This is a genomic window from Mycobacterium sp. E2497 (genome assembly GCF_001668695.1).
Taxonomy (GTDB): Bacteria; Actinomycetota; Actinomycetes; order Mycobacteriales; family Mycobacteriaceae; genus Mycobacterium.
In genome coordinates, this window is the sequence record NZ_LZKD01000227.1 from 18,052 (window position 1) to 35,496 (window position 17,445).

Annotated in this window: 20 protein-coding genes; 11 read left to right on the plus strand and 9 right to left on the minus strand. The window is 67.5% G+C overall.

All coding sequences use genetic code 11. The features are described from left to right. Positions 1-66 precede the first annotated feature (66 nt). The 6 genes from A5713_RS20690 to A5713_RS20715 all read left to right on the plus strand — a co-directional run bounded on the left by A5713_RS20690 (position 67) and on the right by A5713_RS20715 (position 6,843). Positions 67-1,284: a cytochrome P450 gene (locus A5713_RS20690; RefSeq protein ID WP_068098202.1), complete on the plus strand. Its 1,218-nt coding sequence runs from the start codon at positions 67-69 to the stop codon at positions 1,282-1,284. A gap of 131 nt (positions 1,285-1,415) precedes the next feature. Then, complete coding sequence (locus tag A5713_RS20695) at positions 1,416-1,931, plus strand: hypothetical protein (RefSeq protein WP_068098203.1); 516 nt, start codon at positions 1,416-1,418, stop codon at positions 1,929-1,931. Further along, positions 1,928-2,776 carry an SDR family NAD(P)-dependent oxidoreductase gene (locus tag A5713_RS20700; RefSeq protein ID WP_068098204.1) on the plus strand — a complete coding sequence of 283 codons (849 nt, stop codon included), beginning with the start codon at positions 1,928-1,930 and terminating at the stop codon, positions 2,774-2,776. The genes A5713_RS20695 and A5713_RS20700 overlap by 4 nt, the downstream gene beginning before the upstream one ends. A 36-nt stretch (positions 2,777-2,812) precedes the next feature. Then, a complete protein-coding gene (locus A5713_RS20705; RefSeq protein WP_068098205.1) occupies positions 2,813-3,754 on the plus strand; it encodes an alcohol dehydrogenase catalytic domain-containing protein in 942 nt (313 codons plus the stop codon). Between the two features lie 121 nt (positions 3,755-3,875). Beyond that, complete coding sequence (locus tag A5713_RS20710) at positions 3,876-5,807, plus strand: NAD(P)/FAD-dependent oxidoreductase (protein ID WP_068098206.1); 1,932 nt, start codon at positions 3,876-3,878, stop codon at positions 5,805-5,807. Positions 5,808-5,817: 10 nt separating this feature from the next. After that, on the plus strand, positions 5,818-6,843 hold the full coding sequence (locus A5713_RS20715; RefSeq protein ID WP_068098207.1) for an alcohol dehydrogenase catalytic domain-containing protein: 1,026 nt from the start codon (positions 5,818-5,820) through the stop codon (positions 6,841-6,843). Here A5713_RS20715 and A5713_RS20720 read toward each other — a convergent pair whose 3' ends face one another. Next, on the minus strand, positions 6,844-7,755 hold the full coding sequence (locus tag A5713_RS20720; RefSeq protein WP_067924083.1) for a class I SAM-dependent methyltransferase: 912 nt from the start codon (positions 7,753-7,755) through the stop codon (positions 6,844-6,846). Between the two features lie 69 nt (positions 7,756-7,824). After that, on the minus strand, positions 7,825-8,256 hold the full coding sequence (gene dtd / locus A5713_RS20725) for a D-aminoacyl-tRNA deacylase (RefSeq protein ID WP_068098208.1): 432 nt from the start codon (positions 8,254-8,256) through the stop codon (positions 7,825-7,827). Between the two features lie 51 nt (positions 8,257-8,307). Between dtd and A5713_RS20730 the strand changes: the two genes are divergently transcribed. Then, positions 8,308-8,613, plus strand: coding sequence for an MTH1187 family thiamine-binding protein (locus A5713_RS20730; RefSeq protein WP_067924078.1), 306 nt, complete (start codon positions 8,308-8,310; stop codon positions 8,611-8,613). Between the two features lie 47 nt (positions 8,614-8,660). After that, positions 8,661-9,935 carry a competence/damage-inducible protein A gene (locus tag A5713_RS20735; RefSeq protein ID WP_068098209.1) on the plus strand — a complete coding sequence of 425 codons (1,275 nt, stop codon included), beginning with the start codon at positions 8,661-8,663 and terminating at the stop codon, positions 9,933-9,935. Positions 9,936-10,013: 78 nt separating this feature from the next. Here the strand turns inward: A5713_RS20735 and A5713_RS20740 are convergent, their stop codons facing one another. After that, on the minus strand, positions 10,014-11,366 hold the full coding sequence (locus A5713_RS20740) for a sialate:H+ symport family MFS transporter (protein WP_369804506.1): 1,353 nt from the start codon (positions 11,364-11,366) through the stop codon (positions 10,014-10,016). Between A5713_RS20740 and A5713_RS20745 the strand changes: the two genes are divergently transcribed. The 3 genes from A5713_RS20745 to A5713_RS20755 all read left to right on the plus strand — a co-directional run bounded on the left by A5713_RS20745 (position 11,365) and on the right by A5713_RS20755 (position 13,231). Continuing rightward, a complete protein-coding gene (locus A5713_RS20745) occupies positions 11,365-12,429 on the plus strand; it encodes an amidohydrolase family protein (RefSeq protein WP_068098211.1) in 1,065 nt (354 codons plus the stop codon). The genes A5713_RS20740 and A5713_RS20745 overlap by 2 nt on opposite strands. Before the next feature lie 102 nt (positions 12,430-12,531). Further along, positions 12,532-12,777: a hypothetical protein gene (locus A5713_RS20750; RefSeq protein WP_067924059.1), complete on the plus strand. Its 246-nt coding sequence runs from the start codon at positions 12,532-12,534 to the stop codon at positions 12,775-12,777. 61 nt (positions 12,778-12,838) lie between these two features. Beyond that, positions 12,839-13,231 (plus strand): phage holin family protein, encoded by a 393-nt coding sequence (locus A5713_RS20755; RefSeq protein WP_067924056.1) that lies wholly within the window; start codon positions 12,839-12,841, stop codon positions 13,229-13,231. On the opposite strand, the gene A5713_RS20760 is transcribed toward A5713_RS20755, so the two are convergent. From A5713_RS20760 to A5713_RS20785, 6 genes are all read right to left on the minus strand, one after another. Beyond that, positions 13,228-14,010 carry an enoyl-CoA hydratase/isomerase family protein gene (locus A5713_RS20760; RefSeq protein ID WP_067924053.1) on the minus strand — a complete coding sequence of 261 codons (783 nt, stop codon included), beginning with the start codon at positions 14,008-14,010 and terminating at the stop codon, positions 13,228-13,230. The genes A5713_RS20755 and A5713_RS20760 overlap by 4 nt on opposite strands. Continuing rightward, positions 14,007-14,978 carry an FAD-dependent oxidoreductase gene (locus tag A5713_RS20765; RefSeq protein ID WP_068098212.1) on the minus strand — a complete coding sequence of 324 codons (972 nt, stop codon included), beginning with the start codon at positions 14,976-14,978 and terminating at the stop codon, positions 14,007-14,009. The genes A5713_RS20760 and A5713_RS20765 overlap by 4 nt, the downstream gene beginning before the upstream one ends. A gap of 62 nt (positions 14,979-15,040) precedes the next feature. After that, the gene (locus A5713_RS28825) at positions 15,041-15,622 is read right to left on the minus strand and encodes a hypothetical protein (protein ID WP_068098213.1); all 582 of its coding nucleotides are present in this window, start codon (positions 15,620-15,622) and stop codon (positions 15,041-15,043) included. Positions 15,623-15,725: 103 nt separating this feature from the next. Further along, positions 15,726-16,220 carry an SRPBCC family protein gene (locus tag A5713_RS20775; protein ID WP_068098214.1) on the minus strand — a complete coding sequence of 165 codons (495 nt, stop codon included), beginning with the start codon at positions 16,218-16,220 and terminating at the stop codon, positions 15,726-15,728. After that, entirely contained in the window at positions 16,220-16,849 is a 630-nt protein-coding gene (locus A5713_RS20780) for a nitroreductase family protein (RefSeq protein ID WP_068098215.1), read from the minus strand. The genes A5713_RS20775 and A5713_RS20780 overlap by 1 nt, the downstream gene beginning before the upstream one ends. Before the next feature lie 13 nt (positions 16,850-16,862). Further along, complete coding sequence (locus A5713_RS20785; protein WP_068098216.1) at positions 16,863-17,345, minus strand: carboxymuconolactone decarboxylase family protein; 483 nt, start codon at positions 17,343-17,345, stop codon at positions 16,863-16,865. Positions 17,346-17,445: the final 100 nt, after the last annotated feature.

The following is a 17,445-nucleotide window of genomic DNA, read 5'->3' on the forward strand; positions in this document are numbered from 1 at the left end:
CGGGGGGTTGACTTAATCGCGTAACTAGCTTAATCGTGTAAGCGACCTCGTCTGAAAGGACGGCCCATGACCGTCAGCAACCCGACCCGGGTGTACTACGACCCCTACGATGCGGCGCTGAACACCGACCCGTACCCGATGTTCGCGCGGCTGCGTGAGGAGGCGCCGCTGTATTACAACGCCGACCACGACTTCTATGCGCTGAGCCGCTTCAGCGACGTCGCCGCGGCGCTGGTCGATCACGAGACCTACAGTTCCGCACGAACGGCGATCATCGAGTTGATCAAGGCCGACATCACCATCCCGCCCGGTGTCTTGATCTTCGAGGATCCGCCGCTGCACGACGTGCACCGCAAGCTGTTGTCGCGGATGTTCACGCCCCGCAAGGTGATGGCACTGGAGCCACAGATCCGGAAGTTCTGCGCCGAGAGCCTCGACCCGCTGGTCGGGACCGGACGCTTCGACTTCGTCCAAGATCTCGGGGCGCAGATGCCGATGAAGACCATCAGCATGCTGGTCGGTATCCCCGAGGCCGACCGGGAGGCGATTCGCGATCACTCGAACGCACAGATGCGCACCGACGACGGTGAGCCGATGAAGGCGGCGTCAGAGGGCCTGGTGCTGGGAGAGATGTTCGGCGAGTACCTCGACTGGCGCGCACAGCACCCCGCCGACGACATCATGACCGAGTTGCTCAATGCGGAGTTCGTCGACGAGACCGGTACCAGGCGCCGGTTGACCCGGGAAGAGATCCTCAACTACGTCAACGTCGTCGCCGGTGCGGGTAACGAGACCACCGTCCGATTGATCGGGTGGACGGGCAAGGTGCTCGCCGACCACCCCGACCAACGTCGCGAACTCGTCGAACGCCCGGAGCTGATCCCGCAGGCGATAGAAGAACTGCTGCGGTTCGAGACCCCGGCTCCGCATGTCGCTCGCTACGTCACTCGCGATGTCCAGCTGCACGGGCAGACCGTGCCCCAAGGGAGCATCATGTTGTTGCTGCTGGCCGCCGCGACTCGCGACCATCGTCAGCATCCGCCCAGCGGTGACGTGTTCGACATTCGCCGCCAGGTACATCAGCATGCGGTCTTCGGCGTGGGCGCGCACTACTGCCTGGGGTCGGCGCTGGCGCGACTGGAAGGCCGGATTGCGCTCGAGGAAATCCTCAAGCGGTTCCCCGAATGGGATGTAGACGTGGCTAATGCTCGGTTCTCCACCACGTCGACGGGTCGGGGCTGGGACACGCTTCCCGCCCACACCTATGCCGCAAAGTGCGGATGACTCCGAACATCTCGGCCCCCAGGGGTCGATCCGATTCAGCGCCGGCACAACGAGACCGGCACGTCGGCCCCGCAGATCCGCCGCAGCCGCCGAAGACCGGTCGCTATCGCCTCGACGTTGTCGGTCCTGATGTGCCGGAGATCGTCTGCGGCCTGGGAGGATGGCTCTTCGACCACGCCACGGCCGGCTGGGACGTGCGGGCCAGAATTGAGACGGTAACTGGGGAGCGTGCACTGCGGATACTGGGCGCTGAAATGTCGGACTTCGGCGAGACGCTGAGCCTCTCCTACTGGACCGAGGCGCCAGACGTCGTCGCCGTATCGGTCCGAGCCTGCCTGCAGCACAAGCCGATTCGCCAAGGAATCCTTCACGCGCTCGAAAATTTCCGTACCGACGTATTGCTGTGGGGAGATCACTGCCCCTCGTCGCTGCTTCGCGCACACCATGCGGTGCCCGTGCACTGCAGCCTGGCCGCGCGCGCCTTCGCGGACATAGCCCGCGCCGCCACGGACGGCGGCTGCGTCTCCTCACCCGCCACGCTGTTTCGCCTCACACCGGGGCGAGCGCACCCCGTGCGACGGAGGCGCCACGGCGTGCGACCTTCCTGGGCATCGGGACACACCAACGGTCAGGGCGCGCACGCGTGAAGACGATCGTGATCACCGGCGCGACGGCCGGCATCGGCTTGCACAGCGCCGAGCAACTCGGCGCCCAGGGTCATCACCTGGTGCTCGTTGGCCGCAGTGAAGCCAAGCTCGGCGCCGCAGCCGCGAGAGTCCGTGCCGCCGGCGCGGTTCACGTCGACACGGTGGTGGCCGACTTCCAATCACTGAGCGCGGTCGATGCGGCGGCACATGTCATCCTCGACGGCTACGACCGACTCGACGTCTTGATCAACAACGCCGGCGGGCTGTTCCGGCACCGCACTCTGACACAGGACGGGTACGAGGCCACCTTCGGCGTGAACCACCTGGCGGGTTATCTGCTGACCGAACGCCTCAAACCCTTGCTGATACACACCGCCCCGGCGCGCGTCGTCATCACCGCCTCCTCGGGGCACTCCCACGGGTCCATCGACTTTGACGACCTGCACTTCGAACATCGCTACGACGGCTTCAGGGCCTACTACCGATCCAAACTGGCCAACGTCCTCTACACGCGCGCCCTGGCCACCGAGCTGACGGGCAAGGGGGTCACCGTCAACGCCCTGCACCCGGGCATGGTGGCCACCGACATCTGGGACAGCACACCCGCTTTGGCGCGCCCGCTGGTCGCAGCGGTCAAACGAGTCGCGATGCTGACTCCCGCCCAAGGTGGTGCTCGCATCACCCATGTCGCCGTCGAACCGCGGCTCGAGACCGTCACCGGCGCCTACTTCAGCCGAAATCGCGTCAAGCAACCCTCCAAGCTTGCGCGCGACGCGGCGCTGGGCACCCGGCTGTGCCGCGTCAGCGACCAGCTCACCGGCATGGACCGCAACCCCCTTCGCTGATCCCACCCGTCGCCACTCACCGAGGAGCAAGCACCTATGAAAGCCTGGCACCTGATCGCGGCCCACCAGCCGTTGCAGCGCGTGGAATGCGACGACCCCCGGCCCGGACCGGGTCATGTCGTTCTTGACGTCCGCGCCGCGGGCCTGTGCCACAGCGACGTCGGATTCCTCGACGGCACCCTGACCCCGTTGCTCCCCAAGCTGCCGATCATCCCCGGCCACGAAGTGGCCGGCGTCATCGCCGAGGTGGGCCCCGACGTCGGCGATCTGGCCGTCGGCGACCGCGTCGTCATCGAATTGAGCGAACATGGAGCGCCCGGCTGGTCAGCCGACGGCGGCTTCGCCGACAAGTGCCTGGCCTCAGCCAAGGGCGTCATCAAACTGGCCGATCAGATCAGCTTCGCCCAAGCAGCCACCGCCACCGACGCGGGCCAAACCGCCTACGGAGCCGTCATGGGAGTCGGCGCGCTACAAGCCGGGGAACGCGTCGGAATCGTCGGTCTGGGCGGATTAGGTCTCACCGGTGCACGCATCGCGGTGGTGGCTGGGGCCGAGGTTTTCGCCGCCGAACCCAAACGGGATGTCTGGGAGCTGGCGACGCAAAACGGCGTCACCCAGGTCTTCGAGGACGTTCGAGACCTGGCGCCCCTGCAACTGGACGTCATCGTCGACTTCGCCGGATTCGGGACCACCACCGCCGGCGCCATCAGCGCGGTCCGACCGGAAGGACGGGTCATCCAGGTTGGCCTCGGGGTCAACGAAGCCACCATCCCGACCACCGAACTCGTCTACAAAGAAGTGGCCCTGCGCGGGGCGCGCGGTGGGCACCCCGGCGACCTGGAGGCCGTGCTGGGCCTGATGGCCGCCGGCCAGCTGTCCATCCACACCGAGACCATCGGATTCGATGACATCCCCGAAGCGATCGAACGGCTCAAGACCGGTGACACCCGAGGACGCCTGGTCGCCGAAACCGAGTGACGTCGGATGACGCGCCGTAGCGCGCTATTGATCCGTTCCCTCGCCAGCGGGTAGCGTAGTGCTGCCAATTACGACACGGTACGTAGCGTAATTGGAGTCATTCACCGAGAGGATCCGCTCGATGCGCAGCGCCTATGCCGGCGTTCCCTTCAACACGTCCACGGCGGACATCGAAGCCGCCCTGGCGGACGTCAGCATTCCGACGCTGCTGCTTTCACTCGTGCACATCACCGGCGACCCCCGGTTCATCCGCGAGTTCAAGCAGATGGGCGTCTTCCTCAACGAGATCCAGGGCTTCATGTCCGAGGAGGACAAGGCCCGTGCCCGCGCCGCGGCCCTACCGGTGATCGCCGACTATCGGGACCGCGGTTGTCCCGAACCGAAGCCACTCGGCCTCGACCTCATCCGGGAGATGATGGACTGGGCGGCCTGCGAGCACGTGACCGACGACTACCTGCCGCTGGTGCTGGAAGAGATGGACCTCGACGGCGTCGACCCGCGCCGCCCGCCGGCGCTGCCGGCCGAAAGCGCGGCCGACACCCCGGTCTTGGTCGTCGGCTGTGGCGAGTCGGGCATTCTGGCCGGAATCCGGCTCAAGCAGGCCAACATTCCCTTCACCATCGTGGAGAAGAACGCCGGGCCGGGCGGAACGTGGTGGGAGAACAGCTATCCGGGCGCCCGCGTCGACGTGGCAAACCATTTCTATTGCTACAGCTTCGAACCCAACAACGACTGGACGCATTTCTTCGCCGAGCAGCACGAGCTGCAGGACTATTTCACCCGGGTGGTGACCAAGCACGATCTGGCCGAGCACGTGCTGTGGAATACCGAAGTGCTGGCCGCCGAGTGGATCGACGACGACGGCACCTGGAGCGTTCGGTTGCGCGGCGCCGAGGGCCAGACCAGGACGGTGCGAGCCAGGGCCCTGATCACCGCGGTCGGTCAGCTGAACCGGCCCAGCATCCCCGACTTCGACGGGGCCGAGACGTTCGCCGGCCCGGCGTTCCATTCCGCCGCCTGGGACCACTCCGTCGATCTGAGCGGCAAGCGGGTGGCACTCGTCGGTGCCGGCGCCAGCGGATTCCAGATCGCACCCGCCATCGCCCCAGAAGTCGAGCACCTCACCGTGTTTCAGCGGACGGCACAGTGGATGTTCCCCAACCCGATGTACCACGATGAGGTCGGCGAGGGCATGCGCTGGGCGATGCGCCACCTGCCGTTCTATGGCCGGTGGTACCGCTTCCTGGTGCTCTGGCCCGGCTCCGACAAGGGCCTGGACGCCGCCGAGAGCGACCCTGACTTTGCCGACCAGGAGCATGCCGTCAGCGACATCAACGCCGCCGCCCAGATGATGTTCTCCCAGTGGATCACCAGCCAGATCGGGGAAGGGGACGAGCTGCTGAGCAAGGTGATGCCCGACTATCCGGCTTGTGGCAAACGGACGCTGCAGGACAACGGCAGCTGGCTGCAAACGCTGCAGCGGGACAACGTCGAGTTGGTGCGCACACCGATTCGGCGGATCACTCCCCACGGCATCGTCACCGAAGACGGTGTGACGCATGAGGCCGACATCATCGTGTACGCCACGGGTTTCCGGCACACCGACGTGCTCTGGCCGCTGAAGATCACCGGCCGCGACGGCGTCGACCTGCGCGAGTCGTGGGGGAGCCGGCCGTACGCCTACCTCGGCATCACCGTTCCGAAGTTCCCCAACCTGTTCATCATCTACGGACCGGGGACTCACTTGGCGCACGGAGGCAGCCTGATCTTCCAGTCCGAACTGCAGATGCGCTATATCGACCAGTGCCTGGCGCGGCTGGCCGACCCGGACGTGCACTCGCTGGAACCGAAGCCAGAGGCCGCCACCGATTGGCACGAGCGCACCCAGACCCAGATCAAAAAGATGGTGTGGGCGCACCCCGCGGTCAAACACTCCTACTTCAAGAACGCCGACGGCGAGATCCACACCGTCAGCCCCTGGCGCCTCAACGAGTACTGGGCCACGGTGCGCGAGCCCGACTGGTCACAGTTCGTCATGCGACAAAGGAAGTGAGCGCCCCATCATGCGTACGGTAGTCGTCGACGGGCCGCACAGCATTCGGGTCGACACCCGGCCCGATCCAGCCCTTCCCGGCCCCGGCGGGGCGATCGTCGAGGTCACCGCCGCCGGCATCTGCGGATCGGATTTGCACTTCTACGAGGCGGACTTCCCGATGCCGGCCCCGATCGCGCTCGGCCATGAAGCCATCGGCACCGTCGTGGAAGTCGGCGGCGACGTGCGCACGATCAAGGTGGGCGACCCGGTGATGGTCTCGTCGGTGACCGGGTGCGGTGCCTGCGCGGGCTGCGCCACCCGCGATCCGGTCATGTGCCACAACGGCTTCCAGATCTTCGGCGGCGGGGTGCTGGGCGGCGCGCAGGCCGACCTGCTGGCCGTGCCGGCGGCCGACTTTCAGCTGCTCAAAATGCCGGAAGCCATCAGCACCGAACAGGCGTTACTGCTCACCGACAACCTCGCCACCGGCTGGGCGGCGGCCCAGCGTGCGGACATTCCGCTCGGGGGCACCGTGGCCGTCATCGGCCTGGGCGCTGTCGGCCTGTGCTCCCTACGTAGTGCGTTATTCCAGGGCGCCGCAACGGTTTTCGCCGTCGATCAGGTGCAGGGACGGTTGGACCGCGCCGTCCGGTGGGGAGCGACACCCCTGCGGGCACCCGCGGTCGAGGCCATCCTCGAAGCCACCGGGGGCCGCGGCGCCGACGCCGTGATCGACGCCGTCGCCACCGACGCGTCCCTGACCGACGCGCTCAACGCGGTGCGGCCCGGTGGCACCGTCTCGGTTGTCGGCGTGCACGACATGAACCCGTTCCCACTGAACGCGCTGGGATGCCTGATCCGCAGCATCACGCTGCGGATGACGACGGCGCCGGTGCAGCGGACCTGGCCGGAATTGATCCCGCTGCTGCAGTCCGGGCGCCTCGACGTCGACGGCATCTTCACCACCACGCTGCCATTGGAGGAAGCGTCCAAGGGCTACGCCACCGCGGCATCCCGCTCGGGCGACGACGTGAAGATCCTGCTGACGCCCTAGCTACCGGGTCGCCGTGATGTATTGGGACCGCATGAAACCGTCGATCTTGACGTCGACGTCCGGCGGGGTCATGCCATAACCGGCCTGCAGTTCGAGCGTGTTGCGGACGGGTTCGACCGCCCATCCGTGCGCGGCCAGCCGTTCGGCGGGGTCGGTCCGCGGCTCGTATGTCAGGGCGGAGAAGTCGACATCGCCGGACAGGTTGACGCCGGGATGGGACGCTTCCAGGGCCTTGAGTTGGTCGTGATCCAGGCGGGACCCCAGCGCCCCGATGGCGATTCGGCTGCCGGGTGCACTGAGCCCGCTGATCCGGGTGAGGAGCGTGTTCTGGGCCTCGTCGGTGAGGTAGGGCAGCACTCCCTCCACCGACCAGGCGCTGGGGCGTTCTACGTCGAAGCCGGCGGCCTCCAGCGCCCTCGACCAGTCGGTGCGCAGGTCGGCGGCGACCTCGACCCTGGGGGCCTTGGGTTTGGCGCCGTGCTGGGCGAGCACGTGCGCCTTGAATTCCAGCACCTTCGGCAGGTCGATCTCGAAAACCTTTGTGCCCTGCACCCATTCGAGTCGGTATGCACGGGAGTCCAGGCCGGCGGCAACGATCACCGCCTGACGGATTCCCGCATCGCCGGCCGCGATGAAGAAGTCGTCGAAGAACCGGGTCTGCACCCCGTAGAGGCGGGGGAAGGCCATCTCGTCTTCGGACGTTCCCGGGTTGGCGATCAGGCCCGCCAGATACGGGTCGCCCGAGGCCTCGATGAAGGCCTTGGCGTAGTCGTCGCGGACCAGCGGTTGCGGGCTCAGCGCATGCAGCGCCCGCCAGCCGGCCACCAGCAACGCGGTGTAACCCACGCTGCTGACGATGTCCCAGTGGTCGTCGTCGGAACGCAGCGAGCCGAATTCGGGCGTCGCGCTCATGGTCGGGCCTCCTGTCAAAAATCCGGCCACCGAAGAGCCGGCGTCGTCAACGTACCCGGAGTTCCTGTGTCAGAGCTCCAGAACAACTGTGACCGGTCCGTCGTTGACCAACTCGACCTGCATGTTCGCGCCGAACACCCCGGTCTGGACCTCGGCGCCCAACCGCCGCAACGCCTCGGCGAACGCCTCGACCAGCGGCTGCGCGACCGCACCCGGGGCGGCCGCGTTCCACGACGGTCGCCGGCCCTTGGCGGTGTCGGCGTACAGGGTGAACTGACTGACGACCAGAATCGGGGCGTTCACGTCCGCCGCCGACCGTTCCTGGTCGAGAATCCTTAAATACCAAACCTTTTCAGCGAGCCGCCGCGCCTTGTCCGAATCGTCGGTGTGGGTCACGCCGACGAAGGCCAGCAGGCCCTGACCGGACGGCCGGATGGCGCCCACCACTTCGCCTTCGACCGACACCGTCGCCGACGTAACCCGCTGCACCAAGACCCGCACGAGGCTCGATGCTGCCAGTCCGGCCCGGGAAAGGTTCGGTAGGCTCGTCGGGTGTCCGTGCTCGTCGCCTTTTCCGTCACACCGATGGGTGTCGGTGAGGGGGTGGGCGAGATCGTCGCCGAAGCGGTTCGGGTCGTTCGTGATTCCGGCCTGCCCAACGAGACCGATTCGATGTTCACCGTCATCGAGGGCGAAACCTGGGAAGAAGTGATGGCCGTCGTGCAGCGCGCGGTCGAGGCGGTGGCCGCCCGCGCGCCCCGGGTCAGCACGGTGATCAAGGCGGACTGGCGGGCCGGGGTCAGCGACGCGATGACGCAGAAGGTCGCCTCCGTCGAGCGTTACCTGGAGGGCGGCTAGCCCGTCGCCGTGGCTCGGCTCGGCGCTCCCGCCCTGCCAGTAGGCTCGTGGCGGTGAGCGCACGCGCAGGCATCGTCGTCACCGGAACGGAAGTCCTCACCGGGCGGGTCCAAGACGCGAACGGCCCGTGGATCGCCGACCGACTGCTGGAGCTGGGCGTCGAGCTGGCGCACATCACCATCTGCGGCGACCGCCCGGCCGACATCGAGGCTCAGCTGCGCTTCCTGGCGGAGCAGGGCATGGACCTGATCGTCACCAGCGGCGGCCTGGGGCCCACGGCCGACGACATGACGGTGGAGGTGGTGGCGCGGTTCTGCGGTCGCGAGCTGGTGTTGGACGACGAGACCGAGAACAAGATCGCCGACATCCTCAGGAAGCTGATGGGGCGCTTCGAGGGCGTCGACTTCGAAGCGGTGCGCGCCGCCAATCGCAAGCAGGCGATGATTCCGGCCGGGGCACAGGTGCTCGACCCGGTCGGCACCGCGCCCGGCGTCGTCGTCCCCGGCAAGCCGACCGTCATTGTGCTGCCGGGGCCACCGCGCGAGCTGCAGCCGATGTGGCGCCGGGCCATCGAGACGCCCGCGGCGCAGCAGGCGATCGCCGGCCGGACGCTCTACCGCCAGGACATCGTGCGCATGTTCGGGCTGCCCGAGTCAGGTTTGGCCGAAACGCTGCGCGACGCCGAGGCGTCGGTTCCCGGCTTCGAATCACTCGAAATCACGACCTGCCTCCGACGGGGCGAAATCGAGATGGTCACGCGCTACGAGCCGGACGCCGCGCCCGGCTACGCAAAGCTGATGCAGCTGGTGCGCGACCGGCACGCACAGCAGCTCTTCTCCGAAGACGGTTCCACGGTGGACGATCTGGTCGCCCGAGCGCTGGCCGGCCGCCGGATCGCGACGGCCGAATCCTGCACCGCCGGGCTGCTGGCCGCGCGGCTGACCGACCGGCCCGGCTCGTCGGACTACGTGGCGGGCGGGGTGGTGGCCTACGCCAACGACGCGAAGGCCGAGCTGCTCGGCGTCGACCCGGCGCTGATCGAGGCGCATGGCGCGGTGTCCGAGCCGGTGGCCGAGGCGATGGCGGCCGGCGCGCTACGCCGATTCGGCGCCGACACCGCCGTCGCGATCACCGGTGTCGCCGGCCCGGGCGGGGGAACTCCGGAAAAGCCCGTCGGCACAGTGTGTTTCACGGTGACGCTGGCGGACGGCTTCACGGACACCCGCACGTTGCGGCTGCCCGGGAACCGCTCCGACGTCCGGGAACGCTCGACGACGGTGGCGATGCACCTGCTGCGCCGCGCCCTCACCAGCCCCGAGTAGGGATGTCGTCGAGGTTGCCGCCATGGTCGTGGGCGACGCCCCGATCACAGCCGTGGCGGCCATCTCGGCGTGACTGACTCACCTCGGATCGGCTGCCAGGAAGGCGGTTTGCGCGGTGCCGAAACGAATTCCCGTGGCGTCCTTGCCGATCAGCGTCAGCAACGCGACGGCGATCAGCACCGGAACGATCGTCGCCGCCAGCGCGAAGGGATAGCCGTGCGACTCGGCCAGGCGCTCCTGAATCGGCAGGTTGAACGCCGCCAGTAGGTTGCCCAGTTGGTAGGTCACGCCGGGGTAGAGCCCGCGGATGGCGTCCGGCGACATCTCGGTCAGGTGGGCCGGGATGACACCCCAGGCGCCCTGCACGAACAACTGCATCAAGAACGCGCCGAGACACAACATGGCCGCGGTGCGTGAGTAGGCGAACAACGGCACGATCGGTAGCGCCAACAGCGCGCAGAAGATGATGGTGTGGCGGCGGCTGAACCGTTGCGACAGCGTGCCGAAGAACAGCCCGCCGATGATGGCGCCGACGTTGTAGACGATCACGATCCACTTGACCGTCGCGCTGGACAGGCCGGCGCCGTGGTTGGCGGTGGCCGTCAAAAATGTCGGGTAGACGTCCTGGGTGCCGTGACTCATCCAGTTGAAGGCGGTCATCAGCAGCACGAGGTAGAAGAACCGGCGGATGATCTTGGCGTCGCGCAGCACGTCGCGGATCTTGGTGCTGGTGAGCTTCATCTGGTCCTGCGCGGCCTCCCAGACCTCGGATTCCTCCACCCGGTACCGGATGATCAGGCTGACCAGCGCCGGAATGATGCTCAGCGCGAACAACCACCGCCACGACAGGCCGAGCCAATTCATCACGACCAGCGATGCGACGCTCGCCAGCAGATAGCCGAACGCATAGCCCTCCTGCAACAGGCCGGAGAAAAAGCCGCGCCGCTCGACGGGAACCTTCTCCATGGCCAGCGCGGCGCCCAACCCCCACTCGCCGCCCATGCCGATGCCGTAGAGCAGCCGCAGGATCACCAGCACGGTGAAGTTGGGGGCGAACGCGCACAGGAAGCCCACCACCGAGTAGAACATCACGTCCACCATCAACGGCAGCCGCCGACCAACACGGTCGGCCCACAGCCCGAACAGCAGCGCGCCGACGGGACGCATGATCAGGGTGGCGGTGGTGACGAACGCGACCTCCGCCTTGCTGTGGTGAAACGTCTTCGCGATGTCGGCGTAGACGAGCACGACGATGAAGTAGTCGAAGGCGTCCATCGTCCAGCCCAATAGGGCCGCGATGAAGGAGTTCCGCTGATCCGCGGTCAACTTCTGCCGAGGGCTTTGAGTGGTCACGTCAGCATCGTGGCGTACCGGGCACCGTAAAGCGAGCCGTTTCGACATGCAATCCGCGAGAGTAAGTTGCGAATACATGCGGATCATCGACGCCGACGGACATGTTGCCGAGAACCCTTCACTGGCGACCGAAGCGATCAGACGCTGGCCGCAATACGTCAAGCCCGCGGCCGACGGCAGCAGGTTGATGTTCGAGGGGCGCAGCTACCCGGAGGATCAGGGCCCGGGTGCCGGGTGTCCGCCCCAGCACGGGATCAGCAAGGCGCCGGACATCAACTGCCGCTCGACCGAAGGCGTGCTCGGCGACGCCGATCGCGACCACATCGACACCATGGTGTTGTATCCGAGTCTGGGCCTGTGCGCGCCCACGCTGGAGGATCCGGAGTTCGCGGCGGGATTCGCCCGGCTCTACAACGAGTGGATCGCGGACTACTGCGCCCCGTCGGGCGGGCGGCTACGCGGCGTCGCGGTGACCCCGATCGAGCACGGCCAAGCGGCCATCGACGTGATGACCGAAGCGAAAGATCTTGGGCTGGTGGCGACTTTGGTTCCGCCGGCGCTCAAGAACCGCAACCTCGACCACCCCGACCTCGATCCCTTCTACGCCGCCGCGGTCGACCTGGAGATGCCGGTGGGGATTCACGGCGCGCCGGGCATCCACCTCCCGAAGATCGGCGTGGACCGCTTCACCAACTACATACAGGTGCACTGCATCAGTTTCCCGTTCGACCAGATGACCGCAATGACCGCGCTGGTATCCGGCGGCGTCTTCGAGCGCCACCCGCGGTTGCGGGTCGCCTTCCTCGAGGCTGGCGCGGGTTGGGTCCCGTTCTTCATGGATCGCCTGCACGAGCACTACGAGAAGCGCGGCGACTGGGTCGAGGACGGCTGGCGCCGCGATCCGCACGAGTACCTGGCCGCCGGGAACATCTGGGTGACGTGCGAGCCGGAGGAGCCGATCCTGCCCGGGGTGATCGACGTGCTCGGCGCCGACTTCATCATGTTCGCCAGCGACTACCCGCACTGGGACGGCGAATGGCCGGAGAGCACCAAGCATTTGCGCACCCGCGCCGATATCAGCGAGGAGGCCCGGGAAAAGATCGGCGGACTCAACGCGCAGCGCTTCTACAACCTGAACTAGGCTCTCGCGGCTCACCGCCCGGGGTTTCAGCCCGCACGATCCTGCTGGGCGGCGACCCGATAGCCTCCTAGCACCGGGGTTTTTTGGAGGCGATGATCTGACATGACCGACAAGTGGTTCTCCGATTTCAGCGCGCCGGGACAGCTGACCCTCGCGGACCTGTGCGACCAAATCGAGCAGAAGATCCATGTCAACGCGGACAACCAGAAAGCCCCGCAGGAGTTTCCCGATTGGCAGGCGTGTGTGGCAGATCGGGACGCGACCATCCAGAAGTTGAGCGCGGCTGTTGTCAACCTGTGCCAGATGGTGAAGTACCTGGCAGCGGAAGGCCAGCGCGGCGACGCCTAGCGACGAATGTCGACACGAATGGGCTGCCCTTCGCCGACGGCCGGTGGCAGGATCTTGGACCATGGGCCCTTTTCTGCTTCGCGCCGCACTGACCGGTTTCGCGCTGTGGCTGGTCACGAAGTTCGTCCACGGGATCACGTTCGTCGGCGGTGACACCAAGCTTCAGCGGGTCGGCATCATCTTCGTCGTCGCCGTCATCTTCGGTCTGGTCAACGCGTTCATCAAGCCGATCGTCCAGCTCTTGTCGATCCCGCTGTACGTCCTGACCCTCGGCCTGTTCCACGTCGTCGTCAACGCGCTGATGTTGTGGATCACCGCGTGGATCACCGAGCACACCACGCATTGGGGTTTGCAGATCGACCGTTTCTGGTGGACGGCGATCTGGGCCGCGGTCGTCTTGTCGATCGTGAGCTGGCTGCTGTCGCTGATCATTCGCGACGTCAGCCGCCGCTAGCGGCCCTGCCAGCGCGGCGGTCGCTTCTCGGCGAAGGCGCGCGGCCCCTCCTTGGCGTCCTCGGTCTCGAAAATGCGGTCGCTGTGCCGGGTTTCGTTGTCGTACGCCGACTCGAGATCGAGCGCCAAACCCTCGACGGCGGACTGCTTCGTCGCGAACACCGCGAGCGGGGCGTTCGCCGCGATGCGCTCGGCGTAGTCGTACGCGGTGTCCATCAGCCGCTCCGGCGGGACCACGCGGTTGATCAGCCCCATCGCCAGCGCCCGGTCCGCGTCCACCATGTCGGCGGTCAGCAATAGCTCCATCGCCAGCGGGTAGGGCATCTGACGCGGCAGTCGCACGGTGCTCCCACCCCCGGCGAACAGGCCGCGCTTGGGCTCCATCACCGCGAATCGCGCGGCCGGCACGGCGACCCGAATGTCGGTGGAGCTCAGCATCTCGAAGCCGCCGGCGACGCAGGTGCCGTTGACCGCGGCGATGACCGGTTTGTAGACGGGGAAGCGGTGCAGGACGGCGTGGATGGCGTCGTCCTTGTTCCATCCTTCCGGTTGCGGCAGGTCGCCGGTGAGCTCCGGGATGAACTTTTTGAGGTCGGCGCCGGTGCAAAAGTCTTGCCCCACACCGGTGATCACGGCCACCCAGGCGCTGGTGTCGTCGCGGAATGCCGCCCAGGCGTGGGCCAGGTCGCGGAAGTGCTGCATGTCGAGCGAGTTGCGGGTTTCGGGACGGTTGATGGTGATGGTCACGATGTGGGCGTCCAGCGCGTAGTCGATGCTCATCGTGCCTCCGACTGACCGGCCAGCCGGACCACGTCGCGTGCGCAACCCCACGACAGGGTCACGCCGTTGCCGCCGTGGCCGTAGTTGTGGATGCATAGCGCCCGCCCCAGCGGCTCGACCGCCACCCGCACCGACGGGCGGTCGGGACGCAGCCCGGTGATGGTCTCCACCACCTCCGCTTCGGCGAGGCGCGGCTCAATCCGGCGGCAGCGGTGCAGGATTCGCTCGGTCACTTCGGGGTCCGCGGTGGTGTCCCAGCGGTCGGGGATGCTGATCCCGCCACACACGACGCGCTGGGGATGGGGGAAATAGCAGGTCCATTCCGGGCCGCCGTTGATCTCCAAAAACAGTTGCCGCAGACCGGGATTGGTGAGCACGACGTGCTGGCCGAACAGGGGGCGAACGGTGTCGTCTCCGGCCAGGCGTCCGGCGGCGAGACCGGTGCAGTTAACCACGATCGGCGCGGCGTCGGCGACCTCGGCCAGTGACCGCACCGGATGCTCCTCGATTTCACCGCCGGCCGCGGCCAGCCGGCGCGTCAGGTAGTCGAGATAGTGCGACATGTCGATCATCGGCAGCGTGGCCCGGAAGCCATTGCCGAAGCCGTCCGGCAGGTCCGTTGGGTCGGCCGGGCGCAGGTGGGGGATCAATCCCGCGGCGGATGCCATCGCCTCGGTCGCGGTCAGCTCGCCGGCGGCCAGCGCCGGCGCCAGTTGGACGCCCGAGCCCGCATCGGTGGCGAGTTCGCGAAAGACCCCCAGGGAGTGTTCGGTCCAGTCCAGTGTGTCGCTGGCCCGTTCGGCGGGCCGCGGTGGCAGCCATACCGCGCCCGCCACCTTCGATGTGGTGTGCTGTGGCAGGGCGGCGGTCCAGACCCGCACCGGCCAACCGGCCTCGGCCAGGCACACCGCCGATGTCAGCCCGCTGACACCGGCACCGACGACGACGATCTGTTGCGCACTGGCCACGGCGCCACCGTAGCGAAAGTAGCCCTACCGCGGGAGGTGCGGCCGGGTCGCGTCGGGACTTGTCAGTTGTGCGGGGGCGGCGGCGACGGCTGCTGCCCGGCCTGGCCGCCGAGCAACCCGTTGAGCAGGCCGAGGGTGCCCTGCACACCGGCGGGGGGCGTGGTGGGCGGCGGGGTGGCGTCCGGCGTCAGCTGCCACGGCTGGCAACCCGAGGTCTTGAATGCCTTGTCCGTCGGGTCGATCTGCACCACCTGCGGCTTCTTGCTCATGCTGTTGTCGATGATGTTGCCGTCGGGGTTGCCCGTCCGCTTCCAGTAACAGGTGCCGTTGTTGACGGGTCCACCCGAGCTGTAGATCCCGGGGACGATGTCGGTCCCGACGTTGTAGATACCGTCCTTGTCGATGCTCGTCTTGGGTCCGGGTGCCGGCGAGGCCGCCGGTGAAGCGCCCGGTGACGGCGCCGGTGAGGCGGACGACGGCGGGGGTCCCGGCGGGGGGCCCTGCGACGCCGCAGGCGACGGCGACGGTGCAGGCGTCTGGTCCGGGTCGGCCCCCGCGGTCCCCGCCGACGCCGTCCAACCCGCGATCACAAGTCCCGCGACGGCCAACCGCGTCGCGGTAGGAACACCAGCCTCAAACCCCATAGCACGCCAGCGTACCGGGACGAGCAGCCTAAATCACGTGAGGCGCCAACCGCCGGCCGCCGCGTCGGGACGCATAACCCCTGGTCGCAGCCGGCGGCGGACCTTACGCGAGCCGGCGCACCCGACCGGCGTAGCCGAGCGCATGCTCATACGTCTTGAGGTTGTCGCGAGAGATCTTCGCGTGCACCGGGCGTTCGAGAAGGAAGCGCAGCACCGGGTTGTAGGCGCGATAAGTCTCGTGGAAGGTCAGCAGGGTGGTCCCGTCCGGCTGTTCCTCGAGCCGGTGATAGCCCTCGGCGCGGGACCACAGCGGCGCGCCGACGGCGACGTAGCGCGACAGCTTGTTCTTCTCGGCTTCCGTGACGGTCTCCCACGACCGTGCCCGGCCGCCCGACAGCAGGTACTTGGGCACCTCGTAGACGCAGGTGCGGACCAGGCCCTCGCCGGCCTCGTTGCCCTCGTTGAGGATCTCCATGCTGCCGCCGGGCCATTCGAGGACTCGCGGCCGCGGCGCGTCGGGCGGGGCGGGCGGATGCAGCACCCGCCACACCTTCGCCGGTGGCGCGTCGACGTGGAACCGCACGGTGTAGGACTGCATCAGCCGTCTCCCCAGCTATCCCAGAATGTGACGGTCTCGGCGGGCGGCCGCGCGGCCGGCCGGAAGTCGGTGCCGATGGTGTAGGCCACCGGGAACAGCGCGGCCTGCGTAACGGTGTCCGGGATGCCGAGCAACTCCGCCACCTCCCGCTCCTTGGCCAGATGCATCGTCGTCCACACCGATCCCAGCCCGCGGGATCGCAGGGCGAGCAGGAAGCTCCAGCCGGCCGGGATGATCGACGCCCATGCCGACGCGGCGGTCAACAGGTTGGAGTTGTCGATGCGACTGTCCAGGCACGGGATGACATGCACGGGGACCTTGCCCAGCGTCTCGGTCAGCGCCAGGGCGCCCGCGTACACCCGCCGGGTCTGCGGGTCGGAGGTCTCCTTGGCCGCGTGCGCCAGATAGTCGGCGCCGACGCTGCGGTAGATCTCGGCGATGGCGGCACGCTTGTCGGCATCGGTGATCACCAGCCACCGCCAGTCCTGCGCGTTGCTCGCGGTCGGCGCCTGCATCGCCAGCCGGATGCACTCGAGGATCACCTCGCGGCCCACCTGCCGGTCCAAGTCGAGACGCCTGCGCACCGACCGCGTCGTCGTCAGCAGTTCGTCGACGGTGGCCAGGTCCATCCCGTGTTCCTCACTAGAGATCGATTGCGCAGGACTGATCGACGCCCAGCACGGTCAACGAGCGCCCCAGGCCCAGGAAGACCGCGACACAGAGGGTGAGATCGAGGATCTCAGGGTCGGAGAACGACTCTCGCAGCCGCCCGAAGAAGGCATCGTCCAGCGACGCATGGTCCGTCGCGAACCGCTCGGCGTACTCGATGGCGAGTCGCTGCCGCGGCGTATAGCCGGGGTAGCTGGCGTACGCGGCGACGTTGTCGTAGAGCTCCGGCGCGACACCGGCGTCCACCACCGATTGGGCCCGGAAACCGGCGCAGGCGACGCAGTCGTTGATCTGCGCGATGCGCATCCTGGCCAGCTCGCGCTCGTCGGCCGGCAGCACGCTCTGTTGGTATGCGCCGCGGATCATCCGCTCCACCATGTCACCGAGTTGCGGCCGCAGCGTCCAGATCATGGCGGCTTCGCCGCCCGGGCCGTCCGGCACGTTGAGGCGGGCCATCGGCGACTCCTGCGGTGAGGTAGTTACTGAGTCGAGCAAACCAGTTCGCAACTCGGCTGTCCAGGGCGCGATGCGCACCCGTAGACCCGACAATACGTTC

Coding starts and splice junctions, on each gene's coding strand:
- A5713_RS20690 (WP_068098202.1), top strand. CDS start 67: ATGACCGTCAGCAACCCGACCCGGGTGTACTACGACCCCTACGATGCG.
- A5713_RS20705 (WP_068098205.1), top strand. CDS start 2,813: ATGAAAGCCTGGCACCTGATCGCGGCCCACCAGCCGTTGCAGCGCGTG.
- A5713_RS20710 (WP_068098206.1), top strand. CDS start 3,876: ATGCGCAGCGCCTATGCCGGCGTTCCCTTCAACACGTCCACGGCGGAC.
- A5713_RS20715 (WP_068098207.1), top strand. CDS start 5,818: ATGCGTACGGTAGTCGTCGACGGGCCGCACAGCATTCGGGTCGACACC.
- A5713_RS20720 (WP_067924083.1), bottom strand. CDS start 7,755: ATGAGCGCGACGCCCGAATTCGGCTCGCTGCGTTCCGACGACGACCAC.
- A5713_RS20745 (WP_068098211.1), top strand. CDS start 11,365: ATGCGGATCATCGACGCCGACGGACATGTTGCCGAGAACCCTTCACTG.
- A5713_RS20740 (WP_369804506.1), bottom strand. CDS start 11,366: ATGTATTCGCAACTTACTCTCGCGGATTGCATGTCGAAACGGCTCGCT.
- A5713_RS20750 (WP_067924059.1), top strand. CDS start 12,532: ATGACCGACAAGTGGTTCTCCGATTTCAGCGCGCCGGGACAGCTGACC.
- A5713_RS20755 (WP_067924056.1), top strand. CDS start 12,839: ATGGGCCCTTTTCTGCTTCGCGCCGCACTGACCGGTTTCGCGCTGTGG.
- A5713_RS20760 (WP_067924053.1), bottom strand. CDS start 14,010: ATGAGCATCGACTACGCGCTGGACGCCCACATCGTGACCATCACCATC.
- A5713_RS28825 (WP_068098213.1), bottom strand. CDS start 15,622: ATGGGGTTTGAGGCTGGTGTTCCTACCGCGACGCGGTTGGCCGTCGCG.
- A5713_RS20775 (WP_068098214.1), bottom strand. CDS start 16,220: ATGCAGTCCTACACCGTGCGGTTCCACGTCGACGCGCCACCGGCGAAG.
- A5713_RS20780 (WP_068098215.1), bottom strand. CDS start 16,849: ATGGACCTGGCCACCGTCGACGAACTGCTGACGACGACGCGGTCGGTG.
- A5713_RS20785 (WP_068098216.1), bottom strand. CDS start 17,345: ATGGCCCGCCTCAACGTGCCGGACGGCCCGGGCGGCGAAGCCGCCATG.